Origin of the sequence: Acinetobacter sp. MYb10 (assembly GCF_002980175.2) — a bacterium.
GTDB classification, from domain to species: Bacteria; Pseudomonadota; Gammaproteobacteria; order Pseudomonadales; family Moraxellaceae; genus Acinetobacter; species Acinetobacter guillouiae.
Window position 1 is genome coordinate 1,422,597 of sequence record NZ_CP058272.1, and the last position, 17,134, is coordinate 1,439,730.

Below are 17,134 nucleotides of genomic sequence, written 5' to 3' on the forward strand. Positions count from 1 at the left end.
ATGAATGAACCAACTTTAACTCGTGCAGAACGTCAACGTATCCAATTACAAGCTGATATTTTAGAAGCTGCGTTTTTAGAATTTTCTGAGCGTGGATACCATCAAACAGCGATTTCAGATATAGCCAAACGCTTAGGCATTGGTCATGGTACTTTTTATCGCCATTTTGAAAATAAACGCGATATCTTGCAGCATGTTATTTCCGATACTATGCAAAGAATCATGGCATTGCTTACCGGTGAAAATGCACCTCAAGCAGTGAATAATATTGAAGAGTACCGTGAACAATGTCAGCGAATTTCTGAACGCTTCCGTCTTTTTGCACAAGAGAATCCTCTAACTCTAAAATTATTATTACTTGAAGCAACCTCAATAGATGCTGAAATGACCAGATTTATTCAAAACTTGATGCAAATGGCGGGTATTTTTACTGCCAACTATTTAAAGCATGGGGTAGATTCTGGCTTTTTTCGTGAGAATTTAGATTGTGAAAATACGGGGCATAATATCATTGGGATGATTACCAATGGAGCTTTACGCTTTTTAGCCAATCCTGAAGATCTCAAAGGTTTAAAAAACTATGGCGATTCGATTATTGAGTTAATCATTGGTGGAGTTGCTAAGCCATCAGCCTGATTTATAGCAATCAACAGAATATAAATTAAACTGTTTTCTTTATCTCATTCAATCCTACGGGTTATGGTTATCTTGTGAAGACATGAATATCACCCTTGGACGGAGATATAGCCTCAACACAGTTTTTTACTTTTCATCCTAAGATTGAAATAGTAGTTAAATTTACTCAAAAACTGCCCATAACATAGATTATGGGCAGTTTTTAACGAGATAAAATATTAGACTTCTTTCATAAGTCCTTTTTAAAACCATAAATCAATATAAAATCCCCCTCATCCTAGCCTTCTCCCAGAGGGAGAAGGAACTTTCAATACCAATATGATTCACTCCACATGATCATTTTTTGATTTATGAAAGATCTTTATTGAAGATAAGTTTGCATTTTTAAATGCTATTTTTTATAACGAATACAATTACGCCCATCTTTTTTTGCCAGATATAAATATTCATCAGCAGCTTTAAACACCTTATGGATGTCGGTAGAAATTTCAGGCCAATGCGCAATCCCTATTGACACGGTAATCGCAGGTATTTCTCCGATTGGCGTTACTTCTAATGCCTGCCGAATCCGTTCTGCAATATTAATCGTTAAATTTTGGCTATCAATCGGGCTTAGAATCACAAATTCTTCTCCACCAATCCGACAACAAACATCAATACTTCTCACACAATCTTTAATATTTTGTGCAGTATTGGTGAGGACTAAGTCGCCTTTTTCATGTCCATATTGATCATTAATTTTTTTAAAATAATCGATATCCACAGCAATAATTGCAAATGGTGCGTCATTTTTCATTAAGCGTTCAATATGTAACTCCATCCCTCTGCGGTTATAAAATCCTGTTAACGGGTCTGTATTTACATAATGATTGAGTGTAGAGATTTTTTTCTTAAAATTTGAAGAACTCTGTAACAGTGAGCGTTTAAAATTTCTCACTTCATAATATAAAGCATCTACATCTTTAATTTGAGTTGCAGTCTCTGGGTTATTGAGATGACTCGCCATGGTTGCTAAGCGGTTTAAAGGCGCTGAGATATAATATGATATCTTCCAAATAATCAAAAAGATCAAAATATAAAAACCAAGCATATAAGCAATAATTTTATAAATCAGATATGGAACTTTTTCTAAAAGCTTATGGGTCGGTTGTTGTGAAACGATGATCCAGTTGGTATGACTGACTCTGGCAAAGCCCGCTAAATTATCTACGCCTTTGCTATTGATGAGTCTTATTTTTCCAATCATATGACTGGTCATATAGTTAAGACCGGTATTGTCTGTTGCAAGAGTACCAATTCGACTCGCTTCAGGATGAAAAATAATTTTTCTGTTGCTATCCAATACATACATATAACTGTCTTTATAGTTAAAGCTCAGTGTCAATAACTCGTTAATGATATTTTTTTCTTTTAAATAAATTGCACCACCAATAAAGCCCAGATACTTTTTATCTTTATCAAAAATAGGCTGTGAAATAAAAACAATTAAATTGTTTTTGATTGAATAATATGGGCTTGTGATCACTGTCTTTTGCGTTTCAATGGACTGTTTAAAGCCTAATGTTGTATTCACCACATTTTTATTAATGGCAATTTTTGAAGGTGAGTAATTCAGTACATGCCCGTATTTATCCGAAATAATCACACTGTCAAAGTAATTCGATTGAAATTTTAGTCGATCCACTTCCAACTGTTTAAATTGCTCATCATTAAATGAATCCCCCAGCAAAGTGGCACTATAATTTAACTGCTTTAACACAGTCTGAATTTGAGAATCCGTTTTTTGGGCAATCTTAGTGGCATATTCCATATTTACTGAAAGAGAAGTATCTAGTAGTTCTTTTTTTTGAATAGAATAATTCACGAAAAGTGAAGCAATAAATAGAATAGCGATGCTGAATATTGCTAAAAAAAGAATAAGTTTTCTCAGATTTAACTTTAAACAAAATATGAGTTTTTTCAGTTTCATGAGGTCATTTGCAAAACAGCATTTGATTGAATTTTATTCTTTTTTACTTAGTATTACTACAATATTTTTACCATTGTTTAATTTATTTTCATGATTTTTAAATGGTTTCCCTTAACATAATTTTTAAGAAAATTTGTTGAAGATAATCATCAGGCTTTGCTCAATGAATTTTTAGCGACTTTAACTCAGTATATAAACCATGCGAAAGTATACAAATGACGAATATATTGCCCCATAAAAATAAACTGAATAAGGTGTAAATTAAACCAAAAAAATACCTGTATTATTTTATTTCCCCATGGCTATATGCCTTTACTATAGGCACTACAGATATCATGAGGCTAACTAAGAATTGCTTGAAGTTGCATATCATTTTAGCGTATTTCGGAAGTCATATGTTCTATTAAGTGAAATGCTTAAAATGATTTAAATCACACCATTATCTTTTTTATTTTAACGTTTCTATCCTAGAAAAATAGAGAAAAATAAATAGAAAATACACATGAATAAGAATTATTTTACTCAATGGATCTATGAACCTTTGAACAGAATATTTTGATCATCGTAGTCTTCTAAAAATGATACTCTCGTCAACCTTATCTGACAGTTATCGATTTTATCGTATATCTGTCAGATTAAAGCTATATTTGGCTTTTAAGGATCACAAACCATCTTTACTCTGTTTACATCCAATCACCATAATACTCGTAATAATATCACCTGGACCCGTCAGTGCTGTGATATTACAAAGGTATTGAGCATGCTCTTGTACAGCGTTTTGATAGTATCCTGTTGGACGATATTGATTTTCATAAATAGCGCCAACAACGCCTTGCCCGCCGGTTTGACCAACGACACGCTGACCCGCATATTCAGTTCCCGTTTGCACAAATTGCTGTACAACACGTTGTGAAACAATCGAATTTTCCCACATTGCAGAGCCACCTAATTTACTCGCTGGGACGCGATAAGTTGGTGAGCCAAAGATTCCGATCGCTTTATTTACATGTTGTCCGACCAATTTATCAGCAGCCTGTTGCACAGGATTAGGTGTTGAAACACAACCAGTGAGTAACAAGCCTAATGTGAATACAGCCAAAATACCTGCGACTCTATGTTTATCTCCCTTACTCTGGCGTTGTCGGTTATTGCTTGTACTGATTGTCAATTGTTGTTTACTGATCATAAGAAAGTTTCCTTTTGCTTACGCTGATGATTTATCTACACTAAAACCAATAAAATTTTTTATAAAACACTTCGATGCTTTAGACATCATGAGCAATCATAAATTATGGATCAAGATAATATTCAGCCCGCACATTGCCTTGTTCCAATTCATAAGCGCGTTCAGCCACACGTTCAAGCGACTGTCGGTCACAATCCAATGCGGTCAAGTTTTTACCCGAAGGTTTAACTGCATTTTCATCATCAAATACAGCTTGATCACATTGATCATCTTTAAAATTTTGCAAAGATTGCCACTCTACTTGAGCATCAGCTAATCTGCTTTGTTGATATGCTGAGAGCTTGGGTGTTAGTTTTTTTACGGCCTGATTTAATCTTTCATTCTGACCTAAATGCTCTGCACTAATACACAGTTGCTTGTTCCCTGTGGTTTTTGCTGTATTTATACAGCTTTGGTAGGTTTTTGAGTATTGCAATGTCGGTGCAGCTGATAACAAAGTCGCAAAGCTACATAAGCTACCAATGCTCAAAATATAGAAGTATTTTGAGTATATTTTATTCATATTCTTAACTACTTTCTAAAAAGGTTTATTGCAGAAGTGTCTATAATTTATTCACATACTAGATATAATTTATAGTTTAATTCATGTGAAATTAAAACCATAAAAAGGCAAATACTTTACAAAATTTAAGACATTTTATTCAGACTATATTTAGTCTTATCCATACAATTCGGCCTTGCTAAAATTAAGCCTATAAATTTTTATTACATTGCATGCTGAACGAGAACAAAATTTTTCTTTGCTTAAAGCACAAGCAGTAGCGTAAGGTTAGAATGTGTTTCTATAGTCAACCTGTTAGAAAAACTCAGACGCATAAATATAATTTCTACTAATTAATTATTTTCAATTAAATCAATTGCATGGAAAATAAATTATTTGATTGTAAGAAGGCTTACAATGCCACACCTTACTTTCAAAGTTTAAATACCCTTGCGTAGGCGATGCCTCACTTTTCTTAGGAATGCCAAACCTTGCGCTGCAAACAAAGCTGTGCTTTGTTTTTGCTCATGTTTGGCGAGGGGTACGTCCTGTACCCCCGCCCAACGGCGACATCCCTGTCGCCCCACGGTAGAATAACCATCTAGGATTCAAAATTACAAAAAAATGAATTGATAACCAACAGTTTCTAAAAGTTCACACAAAAACATAATCCTCTTTTATCAACAAAGGTTTTATAGAAATAATTTGTATGAACAATGAGGTGGTTTGACTACTCTATCTAATTAACAGCAAAAATCTATATACAAAATAAGGCAGTACAAAGTTGATGCTAAGATGAACTCAGATTGTTGAGATGTTATTACTGTGCAATACAAGACGCTAAATAAGATAATTATTATTCAATAGATTCTGTAAAGTTCGCTGTTTAAATAGACCGTTAAAATGCGTTTTAAACAGATAAAAAATGACCTTAGCGAAGATACGCTAAGGTCACGTTTACAACAAATAAATTAGCCTGGGAAAATACCGCGTTCCATACGTGCTTTTAAGATACGCTCACAACCTAAAATAAAGGCAGCCGTTCTTAAACTACATACTTTATCATTTGAGGTCTGCCATACGTCATTAATCGCTTGAACCATTAATTTATCGAGTCTTTGGTTGATTTCTTCTTCCGACCAGAAGTAGCTCGACATATCTTGAACCCATTCAAAATAACTGACCGTTACACCACCCGCATTACAAATCACATCAGGTACAACCGTAATACCACGTTGGATTAAGATATCATCTGCTTCTGGATAAGTTGGACCGTTTGCACCTTCGAGTACCAATTTCGCTGTTAATTTCTGTGCGCGTTCAACCGTGATTTGACCTTCCAATGCGGCAGGAATCAAAATATCCATTTCAACATCCCAGAAATCTTCATCGCTAATCGCTTGAGCACCAGTAAAGCCACCCACACCTTGATTACTTTCTAGATAAGTTTTTAAAGCAGCTAAATCAATACCTTGAGGATTATAAATCGTCCCTGTATGGTCTTGAATCGTTACAATAATAGATTTCGAATCGGCAAATAGATATGCAGCTTCACTACCAACGTTACCAAAACCTTGGACAGCAACTCGTGCACCCTCTAAAGGAAGTTTAATTTTTGCGGCAACTTGTTGACCGGTAATAAATACACCACGACCCGTTGCTTTAATACGTCCTAAAGAACCACCTAAATGAATTGGCTTACCTGTAACAACGCCTGTTACGGTATGGCCTTGACCCGAAGAATATGTATCCATAATCCAGCCCATAACGTTAGGATTGGTGCCAACATCCGGCGCTGGAATATCTTTTTGTGGGCCAATGATATGGCTAATTTCACTGGTATAACGACGTGTTAAGCGCTCTAACTCACGTGGAGAAAGCTGGCGAGGATCAACACGAACACCACCTTTTGCACCGCCAAAAGGTAGATTTAAAACCGCAGTTTTAATGGTCATCCATGCAGAAAGTGCCATCACTTCATTGAGATCTACATCTGGATGGTAACGAATACCGCCCTTACCTGGACCACGCGATAAGTTATGTTGAACGCGATAGCCTTCGAAATGACGGATTGTGCCATCATCCATTACAATGGGTACATCGACAATCAAAGCACGCTTTGGTCGCTTTAAAGTGTCGACATAATCTTTCAGATGTTCTAAATACGGTGTAACTCGCTCGATTTGTTCGAGGTAGGTAGACCATGGACCGTTATTTTGAGAGATATAAGATAAATTAGACATACTTTGCTTATCCTTTTGATGAAGTCACTTGAATCATCAATCAAATATGTAGTTAAAAATAATATAAGCGGCTAATTTGGCAGTTCTGTTGTCCAAATCAAACCGCGGATTACATTCAGCCACATCAAAAACTTTGATCTTGCCAGTTTTTTTTATGGCTTCTAATAATGGGTCAAAAATAGATAAATCGATTCCTTTCACCGCAGGTGCGCTGACACCCGGCGCAATGCTAGCGTTAAATACATCAAGGTCAACCGTAATATACAAATAGTCTACTTTTTTAATAAAATTATTTATTCTTAAGATTAAATTTTCAACATTTTGCAGTTTTAATTCATAATCGTAAATATAATTACAGTTTAAACGCTCTGCTGTGTCAAACAAAATTTTAGTATTTGAATGCTTGGCAACACCGATACACATGTAGTTAAATTCTTGATGAAACTGTTCTGATAGTTTAGCTGCATTTAAAAAAGGTGTGCCTGAAGTGACCTGTTCAGCTTCACGCAAATCAAAGTGTGCATCGAAGTTAATAATGCCAATTTTCTTATTCAGATGATTATTTTGAATGTATTGAAATAAACCAGAAAAACTGCCAAAGGCAACTTCATGCCCACCGCCTAACACAATCGGCTTCATATCGGAATTTAAACTACGTTCGACTTGATGCGCCAATTCCGCCTGTGCTATTTCAAGTTCAGCATGATCACAAAGCACGGTGCCTAAATCGATAATGGTCACAGGTTGATGCACAGGTAAATTTGCCAATTGAGCACGAATCATATCTGGTGCATCCGCTGCACCTAAGCGTCCATGGTTGCGTTTAACACCTTCATCTGAACTAAAACCAATAAAAGCAAAAGATGCTTGAGGACTGGTATTGATCACTTGATGGAGACGTAGATGTGCATCACCTTCCCCATCTTGTCGTCCTTGCCACTTAAATGAATGATTCATTATTAATATCACTTTATAAAAATTAATCTCAAGCTGAGATCAAGATTTCATTTCCATGTTGGATGATTCGTTTTGCTAAATCACCGCCAAGCCAATACACAATCTCAGAAGGATGCTCAATATCCCAAGCAATAAAATCCGCCACTTTACCCTGTTCTAATGTGCCATGCGTATCTTGTAAGCCGAGTGCATAAGCGGCATGCGTTGTGACACCTGCGAGAGCTTGTTCTGGTGTTAAACGGAATAATGTACTGCCCATATTCAGCATTAAGCGTAATGACAAGGCTGGCGATGTTCCTGGATTTAAATCACTGGATAATGCGATACGTACACCATGTTGCTGCAAACTATCTAAAGGAGGATACTTGGTTTCTCTCAGAAAATAGAATGCTCCCGGCAATAACACAGCAACTGTGCCTGAAGCAGCCATGGCTTTGGCATCAGCTTCGGTCATGTATTCCAAATGATCTGCGGATAAAGCATGGTAACGCGCAGCAAGCGTTGAACCACCGAGAGATGAAAGTTGTTCTGCATGTAATTTAACAGGTAGGTTTAATGCCTGAGCTGCTTTAAAAACACGTTCAACTTGCGCAGGAGAAAATGCCAAATGTTCACAGAAAGCATCAACAGCATCGACTAAACCTTCTTGATGCAGTTTGGGTAACATCTCCGTACAGATATGTTCAATATAAGCATCACTTTGATCTTGATACTCAGGTGGCAAAGCATGGGCTGCCAAACACGTACTTTTTACGGTCATCGGTAAAGTTTGAGCGACTTGACGAATCACACGGAGCATTTTACGTTCATTGCTATAGTCCAGACCATATCCCGACTTAATTTCAATGGTGGTTACACCATCTTTAAGCATACAACGAATACGTTTGAGTGCCGAAGCAAGGAGCTGTTCCTCACTTGCTTCTCGTGTTGCTCTTACAGTGCTTGCAATACCACCACCACTCGCTGCGATTTCCGCATAACTGACACCTTGCAAACGTTTTTCAAACTCAACACTGCGATTTCCGCCAAATACACTATGCGTATGACAATCAATTAAACCGGGAGTCACCCATGCGCCATTGAGGTCAATGATCTCAGCATAGTCATCTACAGGAACATCTTTTTCTGCGCCAATCCAGTGAATATGTTGTGCTAAAGTGACGATTGCAGCAGATTCAATACTGGAATATTGCCCATCTTGCATGGTTGCAACATGACAGTTTGTCCAAAGTTTTTTCATTGACATTTCCTCTTGCTGCTCATGCTTTAATCACGCTTGAGCAGCTTCAGTATCAGCTTTCCATTTCGATGTTTTGTTGGAGATCTGGTTTTTCTTTTACTAAATTTTGCTTGGGCTTCACCCATATCGTGTAAGCAATCCAGAGTAAAACTAACCATGTTATACCGACATAAAGTGCAGGTCTTGAGTCTGGGAAATATCCCATCATGGCTAAAATAAACAGCATAAATACAATGGCAAATGCAGGTGCATAAGGCCAGCCAATCACAGGAAAATCTAATGCTTTAATTTCTGATTTAGACAGTTTACGGCGCATACCCACTTGAGAAAGTAAAATCATTAACCATACCCAAACCGTTGCAAATGTTGCAATTGAAGCGATGATAATAAATACATTTTCGGGGATCAGATAATTAAGCACGACGCCGACAAGTAACACACCAGCCATCACTACAACAGTCATCCAAGGAACACCATTACGTGAGAGTTTCTGGAACACTTGAGGTGCTTGTTTATGCTTAGACATACCATACAGCATACGTCCTGCACCAAATACATCACTATTGATCGCGGAAATTGCAGCTGTAATCACCACAATATTTAAAACAGTTGCTGCAGATTTGATGCCTAAATTTTCAAAAATTTGTACAAATGGACTGCCTTGGCTACCAATTTGATTCCATGGGAAAATCGACATCAATACAAAAATTGTCAGAATATAAAAAAGTAAGATACGTACAGGAACCGCATTAATCGCACGAGGAATCGACGTTTTCGGATCTTGTGATTCACCCGCTGTAATCCCAATGATTTCGATGCCACCGAATGCAAATACCACAACTGATAAGCAGGCAACTAAACCCATAATCCCATTGGGCATAAAACCTTCATGTATCCATAGGTTTTGGATACCTGGTACAAAGCCTGTGTGATCTGCATTAAAGCCGTAGAACATCAGACCAAAACCACCCAAAATCATGGCAACAATAGCGCTGACCTTGACGATGGATAGCCAGAACTCGACTTCACCAAAGACTTTAACGTGAATCAGGTTAATTGCCCCTAAGAACATAATCAGCGATAAAATCCAAATCCATCGTGGCACATCGGGGTACCAAAACCCCATATAGATACCGAAAGCAGTCACGTCAGCCAAGGCGACAATGATCATTTCAAAGACGTAGGTCCAACCTGTGGTAAAACCAGCTAAAGGACCAATATAATTTGAGGCATATTCACTAAAAGAACCTGATACGGGGTTATGAACAGCCATTTCCCCTAATGCTCGCATCACAATATAAATTGCAATCCCTGCAACCATATAAGCAATTAAAACAGACGGACCTGCCATTTTAATTGCCGTTGCTGATCCATAGAAAAGCCCCGTACCAATCGCTGAACCCAATGCCAAAAAGCGGATATGACGGGTATTTAACCCCCGCTGTAATGTGGAGTGTTGTGACATTATAATCTCCAATCCTTGAGGAAATTTAGTTAGATTCGGTCACTCCATGTGACCGTTTTATTGATCACACTTCAGACAAGCTCGGTAATAGCTTCGCAATCAGCAATTCGTTCAGGCAACCACTTGCGAGCAATTCACTTGCTTGTTCGATATCTGGCGCGAAGAAACGATCTTCGCTGTAATACGCCACTTGATCACGCAGAATTTTGCGGGCACGTTCAAGTTTAGGAGAGCTTTTCAATCCTTCACGGAAATCAAGTCCTTGACATGCACCTAACCACTCAACTGCAAGAATGCCGCGAACGTTATCAGCCATATACCACAAGCGTTTTCCTGCATTAGGCGCCATGGAAACATGGTCTTCCTGATTTGCAGAGGTCGGTAAACTATCAACACTGGCAGGATGTGCAAGTGCTTTATTGTCACTGGCCAACGCAGCGGCTGTTACTTGAGCAATCATAAAGCCCGAATTCACCCCACCATTGGCAACCAAAAATGGAGGAAGCTGTGACATATGGCGATCCATCATCATGGAAACACGACGTTCAGACAGTGAGCCAATCTCAGCAATCGCTAAAGCCAAATTATCAGCGGCCATCGCCACAGGTTCAGCATGGAAGTTCCCCGCTGAGATAACGTCACCTTCTGCAGCAAACACCAATGGGTTATCTGAAACTGCATTCGACTCAATCGCTAATACTTCTGCTGCTTGACGAATTTGCGTTAAACAAGCCCCCATCACTTGAGGTTGGCAACGCAGTGAATACGGGTCTTGAACCTTGCTACAATCTTCATGTGAATGAGCGATTTCACTTGATTCAGTCAATAAGTCACGATATGCAGCGGCAACATCAATTTGACCACGCTGACCACGAACTTCATGGACACGTGCATCAAATGGTGCACGTGAACCGAGCATAGCTTCAACGCTTAATCCACCACAAACGGTCGCAGCAGCAAATAAATCTTCTGCTTCAAATAGACCACGTAATGCGTATGCTGTTGAAACCTGAGTACCATTTAAAAGTGCCAAACCTTCTTTGGCCGCTAAAGTAATGGGTTCTAAGCCTGCAATTTTAAGTGCTTCAACTGCTGGTAACCATTCCCCTTTATAACGTGCTTTACTTTCACCCAGTAAAACCAGAGACATATGTGCAAGGGGTGCCAAGTCACCTGAAGCACCGACTGAACCTTTTAATGGAATATGCGGATAGACTTCTGCATTGATCAAAGCAAGGATTGCATCAATCACTTTAGGACGGATACCAGAAAAACCACGTGCCAAACTATTGGCCTTTAACAACATAATTAAGCGAACCATTGCATCATCTAAAGGTACGCCCACACCAGCGGCATGAGAAAGTACCAATGAGCGTTGTAACTGTTCTAAGTCTTCAGGGGCAATTTTACTTGAAGCGAGTAAGCCAAAACCAGTATTGATACCGTAAGCTGTGCGTCCTTCATTCACAATTTTTTCGACACACGCAACACTTGCATTGATGCCAGCATAAGCACTGTCATCCAGTTTAACTTTAATTGGATTTAAATACGCTTGGCGAAGATCTGCGAGTGTGAGCTTGCCTGGTTGAATTAAGAGTTCCATTTTGACGTCCTGTTTTGCGCTATATTGTTCTCTTACGATGCCGCTTACACAATTGCAAAAAGCATCGTAATGTCCATGTCTTTTATTTGGTGATCATCGGCAAGTTCAAACCTTGCGCTTTGGCACATTCAACGGCGATATCATAACCAGCATCTGCATGACGCATCACGCCTGTTGCTGGGTCATTGGTCAACACCCGAGCAATACGTGCTGCTGCTTCATCCGTACCATCACAAACAATCACGACACCTGAGTGTTGAGAGAAGCCCATTCCTACACCACCGCCATGATGTAATGAAACCCAAGTCGCACCACCTGCTGTATTAAGTAAGGCATTCAGCAATGGCCAGTCAGATACAGCATCGGAACCATCTTGCATTGCTTCAGTTTCACGGTTTGGACTTGAAACCGAACCTGAGTCTAAATGATCACGACCAATGACGATTGGTGCTGAAAGCTCACCGCTACGTACCATTTCGTTAAATGCCAGACCTAATTTTGCACGTAGTCCTAAGCCAACCCAGCAAATACGCGCTGGTAAGCCTTGGAAGCTAATCCGTTCTCTTGCCATGTCTAACCAACGATGTAAATGTTCATCGTCTGGAATCAATTCTTTAACTTTTGCATCTGTTTTATAGATATCTTCTGGATCACCTGAAAGTGCAACCCAACGGAATGGTCCAATACCACGACAGAATAATGGGCGGATATAGGCTGGTACAAAACCTGGGAAATCAAATGCGTTTTCTACGCCTTCTTCCTGCGCCATTTGACGGATATTATTGCCATAGTCAAAGGTTGGAACACCCATTTTTTGGAAATCCAGCATCGCTTGTACATGCTTTGCCATAGATTGTTTTGCAGCTTTTACCACTGCTTCTGGCTCAGTTTTGGCACGTTGACGATATTCTTCCCATGTCCAACCAATTGGTAAATAGCCATTGAGAGGATCATGTGCACTGGTTTGATCCGTCACCATGTCCGGATGAACACCACGGCGAACCAATTCAGGTAAAATCTCAGCTGCATTGCCATGTAGCGCAATCGAAATTACCTTGCCTTCTTTGGTATAACGGTCGATACGCGCCAAAGCATCATCTAAATCTGTAGCTTGTTCATCGACATAACGTGTACGTAAACGGAAATCAATACTGGCTTGCTGGCATTCGATATTGAGCGAGCAAGCGCCTGCCAAAGTCGCAGCTAAAGGCTGAGCCCCTCCCATTCCACCTAAACCAGCAGTCAACACCCAACGACCTGTTAAGTCACCGTTGTAGTGCTGGCGACCAGCTTCAACAAAAGTTTCATAGGTGCCTTGTACAATGCCTTGGCTGCCGATATAGATCCAAGAACCTGCGGTCATTTGACCATACATTGCCAAGCCTTTAGCATCTAGCTCGTTGAAATGTTGCCAATTTGCCCAATGTGGAACTAAGTTTGAATTGGCAATAAGAACACGTGGTGCATCTTTATGTGTTTTGAACACACCAACTGGTTTACCTGATTGAACCAATAAAGTTTCGTCATTTTCTAAAGTTTTAAGTGTTTCAACAATCTTGTCATAACATTCCCAATTACGTGCAGCACGACCAATACCACCGTAAACAACGAGCTCTTTTGGATTCTCTGCGACATCAGGATCAAGATTATTCATCAACATACGCAGTGGAGCTTCAGTCAACCAACTTTTTGCATTGAGCTTAGTACCACGAGGTGCGCGAATTTCTACATCACGAAATTTTGTTGTCGTTGTTGTCACAATAGGACTCCTTCCTTTGAGTTTAAACCAGCAAATTAAACTGCATTCACTGTATAGCAATGTACTAACTTGTATATACATCTATATACTACACAAATCTTTAATATTGAAAAGATGCTTTTCTAATTATTTTTAAAAAAATTTATAAACATATAAAATAAATAGATTTATTTTTCATAAAAACAAAAAAACGCAGACAACTTCAGGTTGTATGCGTTTAAGTAAAATCAATAAAATTTAGATTTTTGTGAGCTGTATAAGACAAGTTTGCTTTAAAAATTGCTGATTTAATGTGATAGCTTGCAATGATTTTTCATCTTCAAGTTTAAGACTGTCCTGATGTTCCAAATGAAAAATCTGTTGACCAATTTCGATAACTAACACCTCAACACTCTGATTAAAAATAAACATCACGTCAGATAATATGGGTATTTCTAAGGCTTCTGGAGAGAAAATCCACTGATACTGTGCATCAAACTTTTTTGGATTATAAATCAAATTAAAATCGCGAATGTGCCCTGCCAGCAATTCACAGCTGACCACACTGTCTCCACGAAACTCGACGGACTGCAATGTTTTTAAATGCTTAAAATCATCGTCTATACACAGTGAAATACCTTGACCTTCCAATACCGTCAAAAAGCGATTCATCCCATTAAATTTGGAAAAATCCCCTGATGTTTTCACATCGGCCATCGAAATCCGCCAATCAAACTCAGCTAAGCTTTCACCTACACTACGGGCGATTTCAAGCGTATAGCCTTCGCCATTTTTCCATCGCATTTTTTTGTAATGGCTGGCTTTTAAAAGCTCAATCATTGGGTAAATTTACCTTCCAAATAATAGCGACTGCCAGGATAAATCAGTCTTGCACTAGAAATCAGTTGTTTATTGGACCATGTCCTACGACGGATCAATAAACAAGGCTCTGTTTTATTGATTTTTAACCATTTACATTCTTGTGCTGAAGCAAGAATCGCCGTAACCACATGCTCACCTTCAGTAACAGGTGCTTTTGACATTAAATAGGCATTAGGCGTGATAGTTTTAAAATCTTGTGCCAAATAATCTGGAATCAGTACGGGATCAACTAAACGATCTTCGATCTGCACAGGCACATCATTTTCATAATGCACAATGATCGAGTGAAATAAGCGTTGTCCTTCTCGAATTTGCATTAACCGACTTTGTTCTTCATTGGCTTGAATTTGTTCAAGTACCAATACTTCAGCATGATGTTTATGATTTCTCGCAATAATTTCTTCTGCAATATTGTTCACATGAAATAATGCTGTACGACCTTGTCCTTCAGCGACAAAAGACCCTACACCTTGTATACGGACTAATAAGCCTTCACTGGTCAGTTCGCGCAATGCCCGATTGACTGTCATACGACTACAGCCTAGTAAATTCACCAACTCACTTTCTGAAGGAATTTTTTTATTTACAGTCCAGGTTCCTTCATAAATTTTTTGTGAAATCATTTGCTTCACGCGCAAATACAAAGGAACAGGACTATCTTCTTCTAGAGATAAGTCTAGATCATTGTGCTTTGACGCTCTTGACATTGGCTAAAACTCATACAAAATATTCTAAATCATTGTATCTTGAGTCGATGTTATTTGTATATACAAGCCTATACAAATAATCATGATAAAAATATCCATTACTCATCAATGGCATTCCAACTTATATCAATTTAATCATACCAAGTCTGTTTACAGCATGGTGATAACAATACCATTACGAAGTGAAGATTTTGCTTTTTACATGTTTTTGTACATGTTGTTGTTATTGCGTGGCGACATAAATAAGGAGGCAAAAGCCTCCTTATTTATTCAATCAAATTAGAAAGTCTTTCTTAAACTCAACCAATACTGGTGATTATCGCGATCTTGCAACTGCTCTGGGGTATTTCCAATTGGAAAGGCAACTTCTGCATTGGCTTGAATATTCCACGCACTCGTCCAGTTCAAACCTAAACCTGCACTACTGATTTGAACTTGATTGTCGCCTGTCACACCTGCCCAACGCTTGGCATTCAATGTGACTTCTGCTGTATCGATAAATACTTTCGCTGTTAGCTGATGTTTTGCATCGGCAAATAAACTTTGTCTAAGTTCTGCTGTGGCCAAATAACCTGTAGAGCCTGCAAATTGACTCGATTCATAACCACGAACATTAAATGGACCACCACCTAGATATTGCTCTGCACTGTCTAGATTATAAGGACTGTATTGTCCATAAATTCCCAAATATCCTTGCGTGCCCTTATTGCTCAGATTTTGTAAGCGTGACAGATTCAATGTAGCACTATAGTAGTCTCCAGCTGTCTTCGCTGTTTGCGCATCTAAAGCAGCGGCATCATCATTTTTAAATTTCACACGACCATAACTGGTTGAAGCACCATATTGGGTTAAACCTCCACCCAAGAATTGATCAAACTGCGAGCCATCCAGTCGGGCAGTCACCACATCAATATTTCGATGTTTGTAATATTGATTGAGCTGAATATCATCTTTCAGTTGTTTATGATCGTATTGTAAGCTGAGAAGGACTTCTGCATTGTTGGTCAGTAAGGCAGGTTGGCTAATGAATACACTACTTTGTGCAGCACTCCCTTCTGCGCCAATGTTTTTTAGATCTTTTCCAAGTTCATAATCTAGATAAGAATAACTTGCGCCTGCCCGAGTACCCATTCCTGTAAAGGTAAAGGCATAACCCACGCGCCCGTAATTCATGCGTTTGCCTGCAGTCATCACATCTAAGCTTAGTTCATCACCTAAGCCGGCAAGGTTGTTGGCAGAAATTCCAGCGGTTCCACGCACTTGACTGGTATAACGATTACCAAAGTTATCTGCGCCAATATAACCATTCAACATGGCTGCATTTTGTACTTCAACATTGAGTTGGCTACTTCCGACTGTTGCACCAGGGGTCAAAACATTTCGGGTATTGACTCCATTTAAACGATTGAGCAGTTTGAGTTGTTGTTGCATCTGGTCACTGTTGATGCGCTCACCTTGTTTAAGTGGCGCAACGGTTTGTTCAATCAGCCAGTTTTGCGTTCGACTTTGATTATCAATCTGAGTTTGATCATAATACGCTTCGAGTACATTGATACGTACTACGCCCTGACTTAGATTCTGCTGAGGCAGATAAGCTCGGCTATATGCATAGCCCTGTTGTTGGTAGTAAGTGGTAATCTTTTGCGCAACTTGCCAGAGTTGCTGAAGACTCAGTTGTTTACCTTCGGCATCCGCCACTAAGTGATGCAATTGCGCTGTGCTAAAACGACTATTTCCAGTGATTTCAATTTTGCGTACAGGAATTTGTATATCAGGTGAATTAGGTACGTTATTACTTGCTGAACTTTCTACCTGAACAGCAGCCTGTGGTTCAAGGCTTTGTCCTTGTTGCTGTTGTTGTAACAGTTGACCCGCATTAGGTGCTGGCGCTGCATAGTTACTGCTGGTCAAAAGCATCAGACAAGCAGCTACAGATATTGCCAATATATTATGTTGTTGTTTCATCA

At 39.0% G+C, this 17,134-nt stretch carries 13 protein-coding genes; 1 reads left to right on the forward strand and 12 read right to left on the reverse strand.

Features of this window, described 5'->3' with window-relative positions:
• Positions 1–636, forward strand: a complete 636-nt coding sequence (locus CQZ96_RS06650) for a TetR/AcrR family transcriptional regulator (RefSeq protein WP_105714244.1) — start codon at positions 1–3, stop codon at positions 634–636.
• 391 nt (positions 637–1,027) lie between these two features.
• Here the strand turns inward: CQZ96_RS06650 and CQZ96_RS06655 are convergent, their stop codons facing one another.
• From CQZ96_RS06655 to CQZ96_RS06710, 12 genes are all read right to left on the reverse strand, one after another.
• Positions 1,028–2,605, reverse strand: coding sequence for a sensor domain-containing diguanylate cyclase (locus tag CQZ96_RS06655; RefSeq protein WP_105714243.1), 1,578 nt, complete (start codon positions 2,603–2,605; stop codon positions 1,028–1,030).
• 661 nt (positions 2,606–3,266) lie between these two features.
• A complete protein-coding gene (locus tag CQZ96_RS06660; protein ID WP_004721788.1) occupies positions 3,267–3,791 on the reverse strand; it encodes a hypothetical protein in 525 nt (174 codons plus the stop codon).
• 103 nt (positions 3,792–3,894) lie between these two features.
• On the reverse strand, positions 3,895–4,353 hold the full coding sequence (locus CQZ96_RS06665; protein WP_004721790.1) for a lysozyme inhibitor LprI family protein: 459 nt from the start codon (positions 4,351–4,353) through the stop codon (positions 3,895–3,897).
• A 950-nt stretch (positions 4,354–5,303) separates the two neighbouring features.
• The gene (locus CQZ96_RS06670) at positions 5,304–6,575 is read right to left on the reverse strand and encodes a Glu/Leu/Phe/Val family dehydrogenase (RefSeq protein ID WP_105714242.1); all 1,272 of its coding nucleotides are present in this window, start codon (positions 6,573–6,575) and stop codon (positions 5,304–5,306) included.
• A gap of 36 nt (positions 6,576–6,611) precedes the next feature.
• Entirely contained in the window at positions 6,612–7,532 is a 921-nt protein-coding gene (gene hutG / locus CQZ96_RS06675) for a formimidoylglutamase (RefSeq protein WP_004721794.1), read from the reverse strand.
• A gap of 28 nt (positions 7,533–7,560) precedes the next feature.
• Positions 7,561–8,772, reverse strand: a complete 1,212-nt coding sequence (gene hutI / locus CQZ96_RS06680) for an imidazolonepropionase (protein ID WP_004721795.1) — start codon at positions 8,770–8,772, stop codon at positions 7,561–7,563.
• 52 nt (positions 8,773–8,824) lie between these two features.
• Positions 8,825–10,237 (reverse strand): amino acid permease, encoded by a 1,413-nt coding sequence (locus CQZ96_RS06685; RefSeq protein WP_105714241.1) that lies wholly within the window; start codon positions 10,235–10,237, stop codon positions 8,825–8,827.
• A 64-nt stretch (positions 10,238–10,301) separates the two neighbouring features.
• Positions 10,302–11,840 (reverse strand): histidine ammonia-lyase, encoded by a 1,539-nt coding sequence (gene hutH, locus CQZ96_RS06690; protein ID WP_056515934.1) that lies wholly within the window; start codon positions 11,838–11,840, stop codon positions 10,302–10,304.
• An 82-nt stretch (positions 11,841–11,922) separates the two neighbouring features.
• Positions 11,923–13,599 (reverse strand): urocanate hydratase, encoded by a 1,677-nt coding sequence (hutU, locus tag CQZ96_RS06695; RefSeq protein WP_004820229.1) that lies wholly within the window; start codon positions 13,597–13,599, stop codon positions 11,923–11,925.
• A 237-nt stretch (positions 13,600–13,836) separates the two neighbouring features.
• Positions 13,837–14,418 carry a HutD family protein gene (locus CQZ96_RS06700; RefSeq protein ID WP_105714240.1) on the reverse strand — a complete coding sequence of 194 codons (582 nt, stop codon included), beginning with the start codon at positions 14,416–14,418 and terminating at the stop codon, positions 13,837–13,839.
• Complete coding sequence (gene hutC / locus CQZ96_RS06705) at positions 14,415–15,167, reverse strand: histidine utilization repressor (RefSeq protein ID WP_004721807.1); 753 nt, start codon at positions 15,165–15,167, stop codon at positions 14,415–14,417. The genes CQZ96_RS06700 and hutC overlap by 4 nt, the downstream gene beginning before the upstream one ends.
• Positions 15,168–15,446: 279 nt before the next feature.
• The gene (locus CQZ96_RS06710; protein ID WP_105714239.1) at positions 15,447–17,132 is read right to left on the reverse strand and encodes a ShlB/FhaC/HecB family hemolysin secretion/activation protein; all 1,686 of its coding nucleotides are present in this window, start codon (positions 17,130–17,132) and stop codon (positions 15,447–15,449) included.
• Positions 17,133–17,134: the final 2 nt, after the last annotated feature.